Annotated in this window: 14 protein-coding genes; 6 read left to right on the top strand and 8 right to left on the bottom strand. The window is 59.6% G+C overall.

Annotation, left to right across the window (positions count from 1 at the left end):
* A partial coding sequence (locus QP968_RS06220) for an HNH endonuclease signature motif containing protein (RefSeq protein ID WP_284855540.1) occupies nt 1–1,065 on the top strand: 1,065 nt, incomplete at its 5' end.
* Nucleotides 1,066–1,122: 57 nt separating this feature from the next.
* Here QP968_RS06220 and QP968_RS06225 read toward each other — a convergent pair.
* Nucleotides 1,123–1,509 (bottom strand): hypothetical protein, encoded by a 387-nt coding sequence (locus QP968_RS06225; RefSeq protein WP_284855541.1) that lies wholly within the window; start codon nt 1,507–1,509, stop codon nt 1,123–1,125.
* 258 nt (nt 1,510–1,767) lie between these two features.
* On the opposite strand from QP968_RS06225, the gene QP968_RS06230 reads away from it, so the two are divergent.
* Together QP968_RS06230 and QP968_RS06235 are read left to right on the top strand one after the other, a co-directional pair.
* Nucleotides 1,768–2,364: a TVP38/TMEM64 family protein gene (locus tag QP968_RS06230; protein WP_284855660.1), complete on the top strand. Its 597-nt coding sequence runs from the start codon at nt 1,768–1,770 to the stop codon at nt 2,362–2,364.
* Nucleotides 2,365–2,381: 17 nt separating this feature from the next.
* A complete protein-coding gene (locus QP968_RS06235; RefSeq protein WP_284855542.1) occupies nt 2,382–2,939 on the top strand; it encodes a MarR family transcriptional regulator in 558 nt (185 codons plus the stop codon).
* Here the strand turns inward: QP968_RS06235 and QP968_RS06240 are convergent.
* Genes QP968_RS06240 through QP968_RS06250 form a run of 3 tightly spaced genes read right to left on the bottom strand, consistent with a single transcriptional unit; the run spans nt 2,914 to nt 5,407 of the window.
* On the bottom strand, nt 2,914–4,122 hold the full coding sequence (locus QP968_RS06240; protein ID WP_284855543.1) for an SPFH domain-containing protein: 1,209 nt from the start codon (nt 4,120–4,122) through the stop codon (nt 2,914–2,916). The two genes, QP968_RS06235 and QP968_RS06240, sit on opposite strands and share 26 nt — an antisense overlap.
* Before the next feature lie 2 nt (nt 4,123–4,124).
* A complete protein-coding gene (locus QP968_RS06245) occupies nt 4,125–4,550 on the bottom strand; it encodes an NfeD family protein (RefSeq protein ID WP_284855544.1) in 426 nt (141 codons plus the stop codon).
* A 17-nt stretch (nt 4,551–4,567) separates the two neighbouring features.
* Complete coding sequence (locus tag QP968_RS06250; RefSeq protein ID WP_284855545.1) at nt 4,568–5,407, bottom strand: DUF3097 domain-containing protein; 840 nt, start codon at nt 5,405–5,407, stop codon at nt 4,568–4,570.
* 34 nt (nt 5,408–5,441) lie between these two features.
* Here QP968_RS06250 and QP968_RS06255 point away from each other — a divergent pair, with 34 nt between their 5' ends.
* Nucleotides 5,442–6,197: an Rv1486c family protein gene (locus tag QP968_RS06255; RefSeq protein ID WP_284855546.1), complete on the top strand. Its 756-nt coding sequence runs from the start codon at nt 5,442–5,444 to the stop codon at nt 6,195–6,197.
* Here the strand turns inward: QP968_RS06255 and QP968_RS06260 are convergent.
* The 3 genes from QP968_RS06260 to QP968_RS06270 form a co-directional block, all read right to left on the bottom strand.
* On the bottom strand, nt 6,190–7,218 hold the full coding sequence (locus QP968_RS06260; protein ID WP_150386748.1) for a ferrochelatase: 1,029 nt from the start codon (nt 7,216–7,218) through the stop codon (nt 6,190–6,192). The two genes, QP968_RS06255 and QP968_RS06260, sit on opposite strands and share 8 nt — an antisense overlap.
* A 46-nt stretch (nt 7,219–7,264) precedes the next feature.
* The gene (locus tag QP968_RS06265; protein ID WP_284855547.1) at nt 7,265–8,794 is read right to left on the bottom strand and encodes a DIP1281 family NlpC/P60 protein; all 1,530 of its coding nucleotides are present in this window, start codon (nt 8,792–8,794) and stop codon (nt 7,265–7,267) included.
* A 607-nt stretch (nt 8,795–9,401) separates the two neighbouring features.
* On the bottom strand, nt 9,402–9,884 hold the full coding sequence (locus QP968_RS06270) for an Rv1476 family membrane protein (protein WP_284855548.1): 483 nt from the start codon (nt 9,882–9,884) through the stop codon (nt 9,402–9,404).
* Between the two features lie 245 nt (nt 9,885–10,129).
* Between QP968_RS06270 and acnA the strand changes: the two genes are divergently transcribed.
* A complete protein-coding gene (gene acnA / locus QP968_RS06275; protein ID WP_284855549.1) occupies nt 10,130–12,910 on the top strand; it encodes an aconitate hydratase AcnA in 2,781 nt (926 codons plus the stop codon).
* Between the two features lie 80 nt (nt 12,911–12,990).
* A complete protein-coding gene (locus tag QP968_RS06280; protein WP_284855550.1) occupies nt 12,991–13,716 on the top strand; it encodes a glutamine amidotransferase-related protein in 726 nt (241 codons plus the stop codon).
* Here QP968_RS06280 and QP968_RS06285 read toward each other — a convergent pair.
* Entirely contained in the window at nt 13,705–14,373 is a 669-nt protein-coding gene (locus QP968_RS06285) for an NAD(P)H-binding protein (protein WP_284855551.1), read from the bottom strand. The two genes, QP968_RS06280 and QP968_RS06285, sit on opposite strands and share 12 nt — an antisense overlap.
* Nucleotides 14,374–14,377 lie beyond the last annotated feature (4 nt).

Below are 14,377 nucleotides of genomic sequence, written 5' to 3' on the forward strand. Positions count from 1 at the left end.
TTAACCAACCCGATCGAGACCCTGGCATCCTTTGATGCCAAGGTGCTCCTCGACGCTGGCTGCAAACCCGCCCTTGTGCGCGAATGGACCAAAGTCCACAAGGTCTACTACGGGCCGACCAAGTTCACCCGCAAACAAGCCAACGCGATTACAGTGGCACGCTCGACGAAGAAGTCCTTGGATCAGCTTGCCTACATCGAGAGTCGTCTTGCCGGGATCACAGACCCCGGCAAGAAATGGGAGTTACGCCTTGCCCTGTTGTCGGTCAAGGGAAACTACAAGACGCTGCAGCGTCGCGCTCAGGACATCGTCCCGGAGGTGGATAAGCCTGCCCCGGAGCCAACAATCCGGTTTGGTCGCTCACGTAAGCAGTCCCGCCCCATGAATGTCATGGGCCCAGAACACGACATGGCAGCCATCGAGTACGCACTACGCCAACAAATCACCGGCGATGGGCCTGCCGGGCCACAGATGTATGAAGCATTCATGACCATCCTCGGTCTTCGCCCCAATGCTAAGGACGCACCAACCCAGGGTATTGCTCCTGCTGTACCCCGTCCGCTGATCCTCATCCCATTGGAAGAGCACACCAAGATCATCAGTGGTGCCGGCGACGATGTCATCCTGGGGCTGACCGACGGCACCACCATGACCGGTGCGGAATACTTGGCCCAGAATTTTGGGGACGTACTAGAAGTAGCGGTGTTCCACCCACAACAAGGTGCTGTCAACCTGTATGACACACAACGGTTTGCCAACCAGAAACAACGCGACCTAGCCAGAGCGTTGTCACCAATGTGTCCGGTACCGGATTGTCGGCATGCGGCGGATAACTGTCAGGTCCACCACATCAAAGCCTGGTCGAAGGGTGGGTTAACCAACATGGATAACCTGGCGATGTTGTGCCGGTATCACAACCGCACCAATGATGATGACCCCACCAGATCCCACTACGGCAGAGTGGAGAACATCCGGGGCGCACCCATATGGAGATCACCAAACGGACACCTCGTCCCGAATACCGTCCACCCCTTTGGGGTCATGACACTCCTGTACGGGCGGTAACCCACCAAGTAGCCGGCATGCCCGGCCATTTGGTGTGCCTAGAAAGGATTGGTTTGACTATCGCAAATCACGCACGGCAAAACCGCAGGTCGCGGATCGGCGCAAAGCACGATAGTCAAACCGGCCCAACCACGCCAAGGCCCCAGCAGCGAGGAAAAGCTGACCTTGGACAGCGTGGTGCTGGACCCCAAAGTCCATCGCTTCCCCACTCAAGCTGCGGCCTTGTGTAGGTCCGACCACGACGTTTTTCACAACAAGCACAAAGGCAGCAAGCATCACCAGACTCACAACTGCTTGGACGATCATGCCCATCAAAAAGCAGCTTCTAACCCCCACTTTCAGCACGGGATACAAGAGCATAAGGATGATGTTCGAGGACAGCACCATTAGCACCGCAAAGGTAGCGCAGGCGAAGGGTAACCCCAGGAAGGTCAGTCCGAACACCGCAGCGAGTTCACTCAACACCAGGGCAAAATCAGGTTCTTCTTCCGCAGCAAAAGCGCCACCGCGTTGAACACCAGGCCTGCCATGAACAATATGGACGGGAGGGCTTTCGGGCCTTCGCAGACCATCGTGTGTCCCGTCGAGTTTGGCCCCAGGGTACCTGCGGGGGAAGATGTTGCCGTGAGTCTTCGTCCATCAAGCACCCGCAACAAAACTCTTCTCGTCATCGTTGCGGCCGCGCTTTTCATCGCCGCGTGGATGCTTATCGACGTCCCCTCCCTCCCCCAACTCCGCTCCTGGTCCGACACAACCGGCGCATGGTTCCCCGTGGTCTTCTGGCTCGCGTACGTGGCCATCACCCAGTTCCCTATCCCCCGCACTCTGCTGACGGTCTCTGCGGGGATCCTATTCGGTGCGGTCAAAGGCGTACTGCTGGCTCTCACGGCGACGACGGTGTCCGCGGTGATCTCCCTGCTCCTCGTGCGCTTCCTACTTCGAGAATGGGTCGAACCCCGACTTACGCACCCGTCGGTTCAGCGCATCAACCAACGTCTGGAGCAACGAGGCTGGTTGGCAGTCACGAGTCTGCGCATGATTGCTGGGATCCCGTTTTCCATCATGAATTACGCCGCGGCGCTCACCCGCGTACCCGTTGTGCCGTTCGCCATCGCCACTTTTATCGGCTCAGCACCAGGCACGATACTGGTCACTATGTTCGGGGATACTCTCACCGACCGCCCCGACCCCACCTTCGTTGCCATCATGGTGATACTCGCGGTTGTTGGGTGCACGGGCTTGCTTATCGACGCCACAACACCCCTCCGTCAAGCCCCTACCGTAGACAGCCCTTCTTAGGGTCTACACTGTTCCCCATGATTGCCGTCCACGCTCGCTACCGAGGCCACGATTCTCGTCGTGCCGATTTGGTGAAACGTTCCGCCGAAGCACTGTCCACCCTTGACGGCGTCGGGCGCTTCGAGGTTGTGGGCGTGGAAGATATTCGCGCGCACGTTGATGATGCGGAGGCAGCATGCATGCTCGGGATGGCGTTGCTATCTGATGGCAATTGGGCCATCGGCATCGGCATCACACGCAAAGGCCCCGCCATCTACGCCGCAACGGATGCGGTTGGGGTGAAGGCGGGGGCTGTGGGGGTTGTCGTCGAAAAGCAACAACCCGGCACTGATGCGGCAGACATTGCTTCGGCTTTTGCTCTGCTCGGTCATGTGCTGGCCAAGCGCACGGTTGAGGGCCGCGAGGCAACAGCACTTGTCCGCTCCGGACTCAATCAAAACGAAGCGGCAGCACAGCTCGGTATTTCCAAACAGGCAATGAGCCAACGCCTGCAAGCAGCCGGATGGCAAGCCGAGCAAGCGGGATGGCAGCTAGCCGTGAACTTGATGTCTAGAGCTGCCGGGGATACTCAGTAGACGGCTGCTCCCAGCCAGACTGCTCAAAGTTAGGCTGCTCCTGGCTCGGCGGCTGGTAGCTCTGCACCTCTTGGGGTTCCTCGAGAGCACCATCAACCGGCTTGTTGGCCACGGCGCGAGCCTCAGCCACAGCCTTAGCAATCTCCGGGTCGGAGGACATTTCGAACCACTGGTCCGTGTCATCCTGGGAGGCGATCTCCTGAGCCTGCGGATCAACCTGGCCCGGCTCGTAGCGGAAGACGCCGTCATCATCCTTCTTGGCAAACGCCTTGGCAAAGCTCTCCAGCGAATCACCGAACTGGGACGGGATCATCCACATCGAAGAGCCATTGCCCTCGGCGATCTTGGGCAACTTCTCCATGTACTGGTAGGCCAGCAGCTCCGGCGTAACACCGGAGGACTTGATCGCTGCGTTGACCTTCTGGATCGCGCGGGCCTCACCCTGTGCCTCCAGGAACTTCGCGGCGCGCTCACCTTCCGCGCGCAAGATCGCTGCCTGGCGCTCAGCTTCAGCCGCGAGAATCGACGCGTGCTTCTCACCCTCTGCGGCCAGAATGCGCGCCTGCTTCTCACCCTCAGCAGTCTTAATGTCAGACTCACGGCGACCCTCAGCGGTGAGGATCATCGCGCGCTTCTCACGGTCAGCCTTCATCTGCATCTCCATCGACTGCTGGATCGATGGTGGCGGATCAATTGCCTTGAGCTCAACTCGGCTGATGCGCAGGCCCCACTTGGCTGTTGCAGCATCGAGCTCACCGCGCAGCCGGCGGTTAATCGTCTCGCGCGAGGTCAGGGTTTCTTCCAGGGTCATACCACCCACGACGTCACGGAGAGTTGCGGTAGAAATCTGCTCCACACCAACGATGTAGTTATCCACGCCGTAGATTGCGCGGGCCGGATCGTTGATCTGGAAGGTCACCACCGTATCGATGGCCACCGTCAAGTTATCCTGCGTAATCACAGCTTGCGGTGGGAAGGACACAACACGTTCACGCGTATCCACACGCTCACGCACCCTATCGACGAATGGAACCAGCAACGTGATTCCCCCGGACACGGTGCGCGTGTAGCGCCCCAACCTCTCAATAACCGCTGCTTCACCCTGCGGGATCAGCGCAATAGCGCGGAAGATCACCGAGATAATAAAGATGAAGAGGACAACTAGAAAAATAGTTGCTGCCATAGCTAGTCCTTCCAAACGACTGCAATGATTCCGTCAATGTCGGCGACCGTCACATGATCCCCCTCAGGAATAGTGTGGGCAGGATCCACCGCACGGGCAGACCAGATCGAGCCATCCAGGCGAACTTGCCCGCTGGTCGGTGTGATGTCCTCCACCACAACTGCGCCTTTGCCAACAAGAGCTTTCGGCGAGGTGTCCAACTTGCTGGGGGTCAAATAACGGCGGTGCAAAAATGGGCGCAAGAACAAGATGAGGGCTGCAGAGGAGACGCCGAAAATAACCAATTCGGCCCAAACGGGCAGCCCCAGCAAAGATGCCCCCGATGTCACCAGTGCACCACTAGCGAGCATGAGAAAAGTAAATTCGCCGACCGCAAGCTCAAGGCCAGCGAGTCCTAGCGCTCCTATTAGCCAAATAATTGCACCCACGGAAGTAACTCTACCGGCTACAGGTCGTGCTTGCTCAGATCTGGGTTCGTAACAAAATCCACGAGGCGTTCTACTGCCCCGATGAGCGTATGGTCTACATCCCGGAAGGATTCCACCGCGTTGTACACACGGCTCCAGCCTTCCCGCGGATCAGACCATCCCAAACGTTGGCAGATGCCTGTCTTCCAGTCCTCCCCCTTTGGCACCTCGGGCCACGCTCGCATCCCCAGCCGTTCTGGTTTCACTGCCGCCCAAATATCCACGTAGGGGTGGCCGGTAACCAACACGTGAGGCCCGACACCTTCAACAAGACGCGATTCCTTCGTCCCTTCGATGAGGTGATCGGCCAGCACACCAATGCGACGGCCGGGCCCCGGCTGGAATTCCGCGAGTCGCTCCGGAAGGTTGTCCAGCCCCTCGAGATATTCCACGACCACGCCTTCAACCCTCAAGTCATGGCCCCAAATCTTTTCGACGATCGCCGCATCATGCACACCCTCCACCCAAATCCGCGACGGCATGGCCACCTTCGCCCGCACATTTTCAACCTTGCGGGAACCCGAATTCGATTTCTGTTGCACGGGCGCAGCGACCGGGCGCCTCAATGTCACCCGCTGGCCCTCCACCAGAAACGCCCCAGGCAATAGCTTGAACAGGCGCTGCACGCCTCGACGGTCCTCTAGGCGAACAAAATCTCCGTCGTATGTCCTCTCGCAGCCAATGACCGCACCGACGAAGTCATCGCCGAACACTTCCGCAACAATGTCACGTGTCGCCGACACTTCCGGGAAGGTGCGGGGTTGGTTACGTGCATGGCCTGCAAAGATATCGCCTGAGTACGGGTCCGTTGATCTCATAGTGGGCCACAGCGTATCCGATATACTCCCCCAAATGAGTACGCGCGCCGAAGTCTTCTCCCCACTCCAGAACACTGCCGTGTGGCTATCCGCGTGGTTGTGCGGGCACGAATCTACGGACAATGTCATCTCGGCACTGCATGACCTTGGCGGCCCGCATGTTTACCAGGACGAAGCCTTAACGACGCTCCTCCGAGACATCCGCGAAGCCACCAACCTCGATGTAGAAGGCCCTGCGGTCAGACTCATTCTGTCGGGCCCCGGTCAACCCCCAGAACTGCCCGCCGGCTCCCCCGCGGCTATGGCGCTCAACGAAGCCGGACAAGCTGCCCTCGCCCTTCGTGGCTATGACGGTGTCACGCATGTACTGCTCCCGCACTACACCCCCGAGGGAACCACGTGGCGCTGGTTTGAGGAACACGCCCGTCTGCCCGAACCCGCCTGGCTCAGCCCCGGTGAAGCGGACGCTTTACTCTCCCAGGCAACAACAGAAGCCGCCGAGCTCATTCGAGCTACTGGCGGCACCAGGGCAGATCTTCCCGATCCCCGGCTCACTGTTGGTTCTTTAGCCGATTTCTACGACACGCCCGGTTTGCCAATGTCCACCACCCCGCGGGCCGCCAAACTATTTGCACGAGCGGACCGGGTAGCGGCGGTGATTGAGACTGTCGTCGATAAGCTGGGCGATCACTCTTTCGACCCTCAACTTTTCAGTCTCTGGCGTCACATCCGTACAGCACGCATGGCTGGAGTTGCTGATGCGGTGCTGAATTGCCAGCAGACTAGCTAACGCAGCAGTCCGGTTTACAAGGCGCACCGTTACGCGTGCAGCCCTGCACGGTGACTGTCGAGAGTGTCTCAGGCACACTGCGGGCGGCAGTTTTCTCCACAAGGTCAAGGATCAGGTTGGCAAACTCCGGCTCCAACCCGACAGTTGCGGTACGCGTGAGTGTCATACCGCGCTCCTCACAAGCCTCTTTGAGTTCCGTGTCGAGGTCCCACACAACCTCCATGTGATCCGTGATGAAGCCGACAGGGACACAAATGATGTGTTTAATCGAAGGATCTGACGCATGAAGTTCTTCGGTACGGTCCACGACATCCGGCTCAAGCCACGGTGTCGCGGGATTACCGGACCGTGACTGCCACACGACCTCATAGGAAGGCACGCCCGCCGCTTCAGCAATGAGGCGGGAGGCTTCCTCTACCTGGCGCGAATAAAGATTTGAATCCTTGGATCCGCCAGACGCATCATCAGCTGCGTTGGGCACTGAGTGAGCAGCGAAGAGTACACGGGTAGAGTCCTGATCAGCTGACTCCCAAGCCTCGCGCACATGATCAGCCATGAGCTTGACGAAGATCGGATGTCCGTAGAACTGCCACAGCTTGGTGAACTCAATATCACCGTGGGAGTCACGGAGCTTCGTGATGTCCTCATCGTACTGACGGCACGCAGAATAGCCACCCCACGCGGAAGTAGCGAACACTGCCACCTTACGGTGACCGTCCGCCTTGATCTTCTCCGCAGCCTCTTGTGCGAAAGGGTGCCAATTACGGTTACCGAAATAGACCGGCAAAGACTCCCCGCGACGCGCGATCTCCGCCTCTACATTGCTGATGATCGTGCGATTCTGATCATTAATCGGGCTCACACCTCCGAAGTGGAAATAGTGTTCACCGACAGCCGCAAGACGTTCGCGCGGTATACCCCGACCTCTCGTTACGTTCTCTAGAAATGGAATAACCTCGTCCTCCCCTTCGGGGCCACCGAAAGAAAGAACGAGGAGTGCATCAAAATCACTAAACGACATGGACGCTAGTCTAGATCAACCGTGACTACCCCGATGGCTGATTGTGCTAAATGAGTCGGACCGCATACGGTGCCATACCGCTCTGGCGCACCGCAGTCTTCTGCACGTTCATACCGGTCTGTGGCGCTTCGAGCATCTGACCGTTACCCAGGTAAATAGCCACGTGACGGCTACCCCCATCACCCCAGAACAACAGGTCGCCGCGCTCAGCCTGTGCCACCGGGATCTTCTCACCACGCTGGTACTGATAACCGGTGTAATGCGGAAGCGAAATCCCCACACCGGCAAAGGCGTACAAGACTAGGCCAGAGCAGTCGAAGCCAAGCTGGCCGGTACGCGGGGTCCGTCCGTCGCTGATACCAGCTGTCGGACCATTCGCATCACCACCACCCCAGACATACGGGGTGCCAATCTGCGACTCAGCGCGGGCAATCATGGCTTCAATCTGCTGCTGTCGGTTGCCATCAGCAACGGTCGTGGACGATTCCTCGCGGATCTCCTCAGTCACTGTCGCACTGTCCTTCACCTCTGGAAGAACCTCCGACACAGACTCCTCAACGGTCTCATTCGCCGTTTCGCTTCCCGACGTCGCCGCAATCTCCCCCGTCGCCCCATTCCCATACGGGTTCTCGAAGGTGGAGTGATCAGCCTGGGAGTTACCCACGGCCTCTGCCAACGCATCCATTGCGGCGGTCACGGTGTCCTGTTGGGGTGTGTCCGTGGTCGCCGTTGCCTCAGTGCTGGGTTCAACACTCGGGGTGGTTTCGGACACTTCCTGCTGTGCCGGGGTCTCTACAGCAGATGTCTCTGGCGATGGATCAGCTGGTGCTGCTGGAGTCTCAGTCTCAGCCGGCACCGGAGATTCCTCTGGGACATCAGCGGTCTCAGACGGCTCCGGGGTGGTGTCCGCGAGCGGGTGATCTGGACGCAGCTCCGCCAATTCGCTTTGAGCGTTGGCGAGATCTGCCGAAGCCGTATCACGGGCGGCGAGCTTATTTGAAAGCTCGTTCATCGCGTTATCCAGCGTCCCTCGGGCGTCGGACTCGGCTTGGGTTGCTTGGCGCTCGCGATCGTCGGCAAGCCTGCTCGCTTGACGCAACGTGGACTCGTCGTTTGCGGCGATAGTGCGATTACGCACGAGTTCCTCGAGGGCGTCACGCTTCTCATCGGACTCACGGCGCAGGTAAGTCTGACGGTCCAGCGAATCTTTCCGTGCATCTCCCGAGCCCAACTGGGCCGGAGAAGCAGAATTCTGCGCGCGGTACGAAGAGCGGGATACCGCATCCAACTCTTCTTGCGCACGATCAACGTCGGCCTGTGATGCATTAAGGCGTTCCTTCGCCTCCTGAGCACCCTGGCGAGCCTGCTCGGCCAAAGACTGAGCATCGTGCAGATCGACGAGCGCCTGGTTCACCGCTTCCTGCAACCCACCAAGCTCAAGGTTGATGCGATTGATATCAGCCTCAAAGCCAGTGATGTCAGAAACGAGTGCAGTAATCGGGGACTCTTGCGCCACCGATGTCGCACTGCTCATCACGGACAGCGACACAGCGCAGGCCGTTGCAGGCAAGAGCATCCGGAGGCAACGTTGCGACCGGGAACCAAACTGCACAGAACGATTAGAACGGACTGTGAAAACCACGGAGGTATTCCTCTCACCGCACTAGCTCAGCGCGTGCGGCAGCACAAACTAAGCCCGGCCCTCCGGCCGACGTACGGACTTTAGAACGATCACGGATGTGAGCCCGCGGGTAATCGTCCGTACCTCAAACTTGACCGCAACGCGAGTTCGCCCCGTCGCCAACAAATACAGCGACGGAGACGAGCTCAATTCTTGGCGTGCTTCCCCACATGCCCGAATTGATTCAAACCTCCCACCGGCCAGGGGCCAGAGTTCAGTTTTGCGTTATTCAAAAAATGTTACGAGTGCGTTAGAAGTAACAGCTATCAGCCCGCGAGCTGACATAGAAACCATAGGTCACTTCAGACGTCTGGTGCATATCCTTTACCAATTTTCACATTGGTCAAGCCAAATCACATGACTGTTACTTTTGGGCACGCTGGGACTTTAACGGCATAGCAAACACGTGTGATCTCAATCACATCAATGGGTTTATCGCGTAACACGCGTTAACACGAAGCACTTTGATAGACAGTTACCCGGCCCGGCGTGTCGCGTAAGTCTAGGCGTGACGCTTGACCGACATACGCGCAATGAGGGCCGCCGCTGCGATAACGACCGCCACAATCGCGCCAATAACGCCCCACTGCGGTTCCCCGTTGCTCGCCACATCTTGCGCGAAGGCGTCTACCCCAAGCGCATAGTCTGGCTCACGGATCAAGGCGAACTCCGCCTTTTCAATCTGTGCGCGCGTCAATTCGTTGCTCACTGCAGCGGTCGCATCAGGGGCGCGGACGATGACGGTGGTGGCCTGGGTGGCGTCGAGAAGCTCTTGGGCGAGATCACGCAGCGCGCCCGGGCCCGCCCCCACCGTTTCCAGCACGACATAACCAAAAGACCCGGCTTCCTGCGAACTAGCGTCATTGACCGCCCGCAACAACTCCGGCTCGATAACAAGATTCATCGGGTTATCCGTCTCAAACGCAACCCAATCATCCGCAAGCTGGGCAGTCAAAAAAGCCTTATCGACGTTCACAGGAGCCATACCGGCAAAGGTTAGCGTTCTTTCCCCCTGCTTTCCGGAGGCGCGCAGGACAACGCAGCAGGTGGCGCCGAGACCCCCGATGTGAGGGGTTTTCCGATGACGGGGTAGCTAAAAGTTCCATAGAAAGCCGTTAGGTGAGCCATATTACCGACTTTCAAGGTCGAGTGCCCTAGGATGTGCTGGTAGGGACCCCTATGGGTCGCGACACCCAGATTCTAAGTTTGACAACGAGAAACGGAGCTCACGTGTCTGAGAGCAAGAACTCCTTTAACGCGAAGAAGACTCTCGAGGTCGGCGGTAAGTCCTACGACTACTACGCCCTCGACGCAGTCGAAGGTATGGAGAAACTCCCCTACTCCCTGAAGGTGCTGGGCGAGAACCTGCTGCGCACCGAAGATGGCAAGAACGTCACCGAGGAGCACATCAAGGCGATTGCTAACTGGGATCCGTCGGCAGAGCCGTCCATTGAGATCCAGTTCACCCCGGCACGCGTCCTCATGCAGGACTTCACCGGTGTGCCCTGTGTGGTTGACCTCGCCACCATGCGCGAGGCAGTCTCCTCCCTCGGCGGCAACCCGGACCAGGTCAACCCGCTGAACCCGGCTGAGATGGTCATTGACCACTCCGTGATCATCGAGGCGTTCGGCTCCGAGAGCGCTCTGGATAAGAACGTTGAGATTGAGTACGAGCGCAACGAGGAGCGCTACCAGTTCCTGCGCTGGGGTGCAGAGAACTTCTCCAACTTCCGCGTCGTCCCGCCGGGAACCGGCATCGTCCACCAGGTGAACATCGAGTACCTCTCCCGCGTCGTCTTCGACAACGAGGGCGTGGCTTACCCGGACACCTGTATTGGTACGGACTCCCACACCACCATGGAGAACGGCCTGGGCATCCTGGGCTGGGGTGTTGGCGGCATCGAGGCTGAGGCAGCAATGCTCGGCCAGCCGGTGTCCATGCTCATCCCACGCGTCGTCGGCTTCAAGCTCACCGGTGAGATCCCGGTTGGTGTCACCGCTACTGACGTGGTGCTGACCGTCACCGAGATGCTCCGTGAGCACGGTGTGGTTCAGAAGTTCGTCGAGTTCTACGGCGACGGCGTCAAGCAGATCCCGCTGGCTAACCGCGCGACCATCGGCAACATGTCTCCGGAGTTCGGCTCCACCTGTGCGATCTTCCCGATCGACGAGGAGACCATCAACTACCTGCACCTCACCGGCCGCGACCAGGAGACCATCGACCGCGTCGAGGCTTACGCCAAGGCTCAGGGCATGTGGCTCGAGCAGGGTGCAAAGGAAGCCGAGTACTCCGAGTACCTCGAGCTCGACCTGTCCACCGTCAAGCCGTCCATCGCTGGCCCGAAGCGCCCACAGGACCGCATCTTGCTCGCAGAGTCCAAGGAAACCTTCCGCAAGCAGCTGCCGGACTACAACACTGCTGGCGACGGCCACGCAGAGCCGGTACGCGCCGAGAAGGTTGAGACCGTTTCCTACAACGAGTCCTGGCCGGCAAACGGCGAGTCCGCTGCTGATGGCTCTGAGGGCCGTGCTTCCAAGCCGGTCATCGTCGAGTCCCCGCAGGGTGGCGAGTACACCCTCGACCACGGCATGGTTGCTATCGCCGCCATCACTTCCTGCACCAACACCTCCAACCCGTCCGTCATGGTCGGTGCGGCACTGCTGGCACGCAAGGCTGCTGAGAAGGGCCTGAAGGCCAAGCCATGGGTGAAGACCATTATGGCTCCGGGCTCCCAGGTCGTCGACGGTTACTACAACCGTGCTGACCTGTGGAAGGACCTGGAGGCTGTCGGCTTCTACCTCTCCGGCTTCGGCTGCGCTTCCTGCATTGGTAACTCCGGCCCGCTGCCGAACGAGATCTCCGCTGCGATCAACGAGTACGACCTGACCGCAACCGCAGTCCTGTCCGGTAACCGTAACTTCGAGGGACGTATCTCCCCCGATGTGAAGATGAACTACCTGGCATCCCCGCTGCTGGTTATCGCGTACTCCATCGCCGGCACCATGGACTTCGACTTCGAGACCCAGCCGCTTGGCCAGGACGCTGACGGCAACGACGTCTTCCTGAAGGACGTGTGGCCGTCCGCTGAGGAGATCGAGGGTGTCATCGCTGACACCATCTCCCGCGAGATGTACGAGAAGGACTACGCTGACGTCTTCAAGGGCGACAAGCAGTGGCAGGAACTCGACATCCCGCAGGGCAAGACCTTCTCCTGGAACGAGGACTCCACCTACATCCGCAAGGCACCGTACTTCGACGGTATGCCGGAGCAGCCGGAGGCTGTTCAGGACATCACCGGCGCACGCGTGCTGGCAAAGCTGGGCGACTCCGTGACCACGGACCATATCTCCCCTGCTTCCTCCATCAAGCCGGGCACCCCGGCTGCGAACTACCTGGATGCAAACGGTGTGGCTCGCCACGACTACAACTCCTTCGGCTCCCGTCGTGGTAACCACGAGGTCATGGTCCGCGGTACCTTCGCCAACATCCGCCTGCGCAACCAGCTGGTGGAAGAGGCCGGCGGTTACACCCGCGACTTCACCCAGGAAGGCGCTCCGCAGGCGTTCATCTACGACGCTGCTCAGAACTACGCCGAGAAGAACATCCCGCTGGTCGTCCTGGCTGGTAAGGAGTACGGCACCGGTTCCTCCCGTGACTGGGCTGCGAAGGGCACCAACCTGCTCGGCGTCCGCGCTGTCATCACCGAGTCCTTCGAGCGTATTCACCGCTCGAACCTGATCGGTATGGGTGTTCTGCCGCTGCAGTTCCCGGAGGGCGAGACCCACGCTTCCCTGGGCTTGGACGGCACCGAGACCTTCGACATCACCGGCATTACCGCCTTCAACGAGGGCGACACCATTCCGGAGACTGTCCACGTCACCGCCACGAAGGACGGTGGCGAGAAGGTTGAGTTCGACGCCAAGGTTCGCGTGGATACACCTGGTGAGGCTGAGTACTACCGCCACGGTGGCATTCTGCAGTACGTTCTGCGCCAGATGGTCAAGAACTAAGCTGCATAGCTAAAGGCCGGTTCCCCTTGTGGGAGCCGGCTTTTCGCTTATCTACGTTCCCCCACTTACAATCCTCCCTTATGCCCAAACTGCTTTTCCTGTCTTTGCGCAACGGCCCCATTGGCCCTGCGGTGTCCCACGCTGAATACCACGACACGTTGCGTGCAACCGGTTTGAGCACTGATGACATCGAGCTGCGCTCCATCCCCGACGAGACGACGAAGGTGGGCAGCCTCGACGGCATCAATGGCATCTTTGTGGGTGGCAGTTCCTTGAACATCACCAATGAGGAGTATTCGCCGTGGCAGAATCATATTCATGAGATCCTCGCTGAACTGGCGGAGGGTGACATTCCCGTTTTCTTCGTCTGTTACGGCATTAGCTGGCTCACTCACCACTTGGGTGGACAGGTGGGGCATTCCCATCCGGAGAACTCGGGCCCGACAATCGTGAGCGCATTGCCTGCCGCGGAGGAGGATCCGCTCATGGCTGGCCTGCCCAAGCTTTTCACCGCGTTGACAGGCCACACGGAAAACCCACTGGCCTCCCCCGAGGGCGCAACGTTGCTCGCGGAAGGCCCTTCGTGCCCCGTGCAGATTCTGCGTTACCGCGATCGCGTGTGGGCCACGCAGTTCCACGCGGAGATGGACGCCCCCGCAATGAAGACGCGCATGGATTTCTATTACGACTACGGCTACTTCCCGCAGGACGAGTACGACAACATCGTCGCTGCCCTCCCCAGCGTGGATACCACGGCGGCGAACGCGCTCGTGAAGCGTTTCGCGGAATTCTGCCTAGAGCGCTAACTCCCGCGCTGGGGTGTCCCCGTCCTCGAAGTCGAAAGGATTCGCCGGCATCGCCTCCCGCCCAACGGCCTCCACAATCACCTGCGCGACGAGCTCACGCGACGTGGTCGAATCCGCGCCCGTGTGCTCATCGACAGCTCGCCCGCCACGTGAGCGCTCCATGGTCAACCTCGTTGGCCCCAAGATGATGTAGTCGAGCTCCGACGCCAACAGGCGCTTATCGACGGCCTTCTTCGCCTCCACATACGCATACCAGCTACTTCCGTCATCCTCCGCCGTCGCCTGAGCGGCACCCGCATAGGACACCATGACCAGGCGCGGTGCGAACTCCCCCAATTCCTCCAGCGCATCGATCAGGCGCAGCGCGGCGTCCCTATCCACCGCATACGTTCGCTCCGGGTCTCCTCCGCCGGCACCAGCGGACCACACCACCACATCAAACGGTGTGACAAGACGCGCCCACTCCTCCGTGTCCAGGTGGGTGAGGTCGGTGACGATGGCGGTGGCGGAGGCGTCGATAAGCTGCTGCGCATGCGAAGGGTTGCGCACGAGGCCGGCGACCTTGTGCCCCTCCGCGACGAGCAGCGGCACGCTCAACCGGCTGACCTTTCCGCCAGCGCCAATGACGAGAACGAACTGAGTGAACTCTAATTCCATGCCA

The sequence above is a fragment of the Corynebacterium sp. MSK041 genome (genome assembly GCF_030232265.1).
GTDB lineage: Bacteria > Actinomycetota > Actinomycetes > Mycobacteriales > Mycobacteriaceae > Corynebacterium.

Excerpts from the sequence above, each read along its gene's own strand:
- QP968_RS06230 (WP_284855660.1), top strand. The coding sequence starts at position 1,768 with ATGCTTATCGACGTCCCCTCCCTCCCCCAACTCCGCTCCTGGTCCGAC.
- QP968_RS06235 (WP_284855542.1), top strand. The coding sequence starts at position 2,382 with ATGATTGCCGTCCACGCTCGCTACCGAGGCCACGATTCTCGTCGTGCC.
- QP968_RS06240 (WP_284855543.1), bottom strand. The coding sequence starts at position 4,122 with ATGGCAGCAACTATTTTTCTAGTTGTCCTCTTCATCTTTATTATCTCG.
- QP968_RS06250 (WP_284855545.1), bottom strand. The coding sequence starts at position 5,407 with ATGAGATCAACGGACCCGTACTCAGGCGATATCTTTGCAGGCCATGCA.
- QP968_RS06255 (WP_284855546.1), top strand. The coding sequence starts at position 5,442 with ATGAGTACGCGCGCCGAAGTCTTCTCCCCACTCCAGAACACTGCCGTG.
- QP968_RS06260 (WP_150386748.1), bottom strand. The coding sequence starts at position 7,218 with ATGTCGTTTAGTGATTTTGATGCACTCCTCGTTCTTTCTTTCGGTGGC.
- QP968_RS06265 (WP_284855547.1), bottom strand. The coding sequence starts at position 8,794 with ATGCTCTTGCCTGCAACGGCCTGCGCTGTGTCGCTGTCCGTGATGAGC.
- QP968_RS06270 (WP_284855548.1), bottom strand. The coding sequence starts at position 9,884 with ATGGCTCCTGTGAACGTCGATAAGGCTTTTTTGACTGCCCAGCTTGCG.
- QP968_RS06280 (WP_284855550.1), top strand. The coding sequence starts at position 12,991 with ATGCCCAAACTGCTTTTCCTGTCTTTGCGCAACGGCCCCATTGGCCCT.
- QP968_RS06285 (WP_284855551.1), bottom strand. The coding sequence starts at position 14,373 with ATGGAATTAGAGTTCACTCAGTTCGTTCTCGTCATTGGCGCTGGCGGA.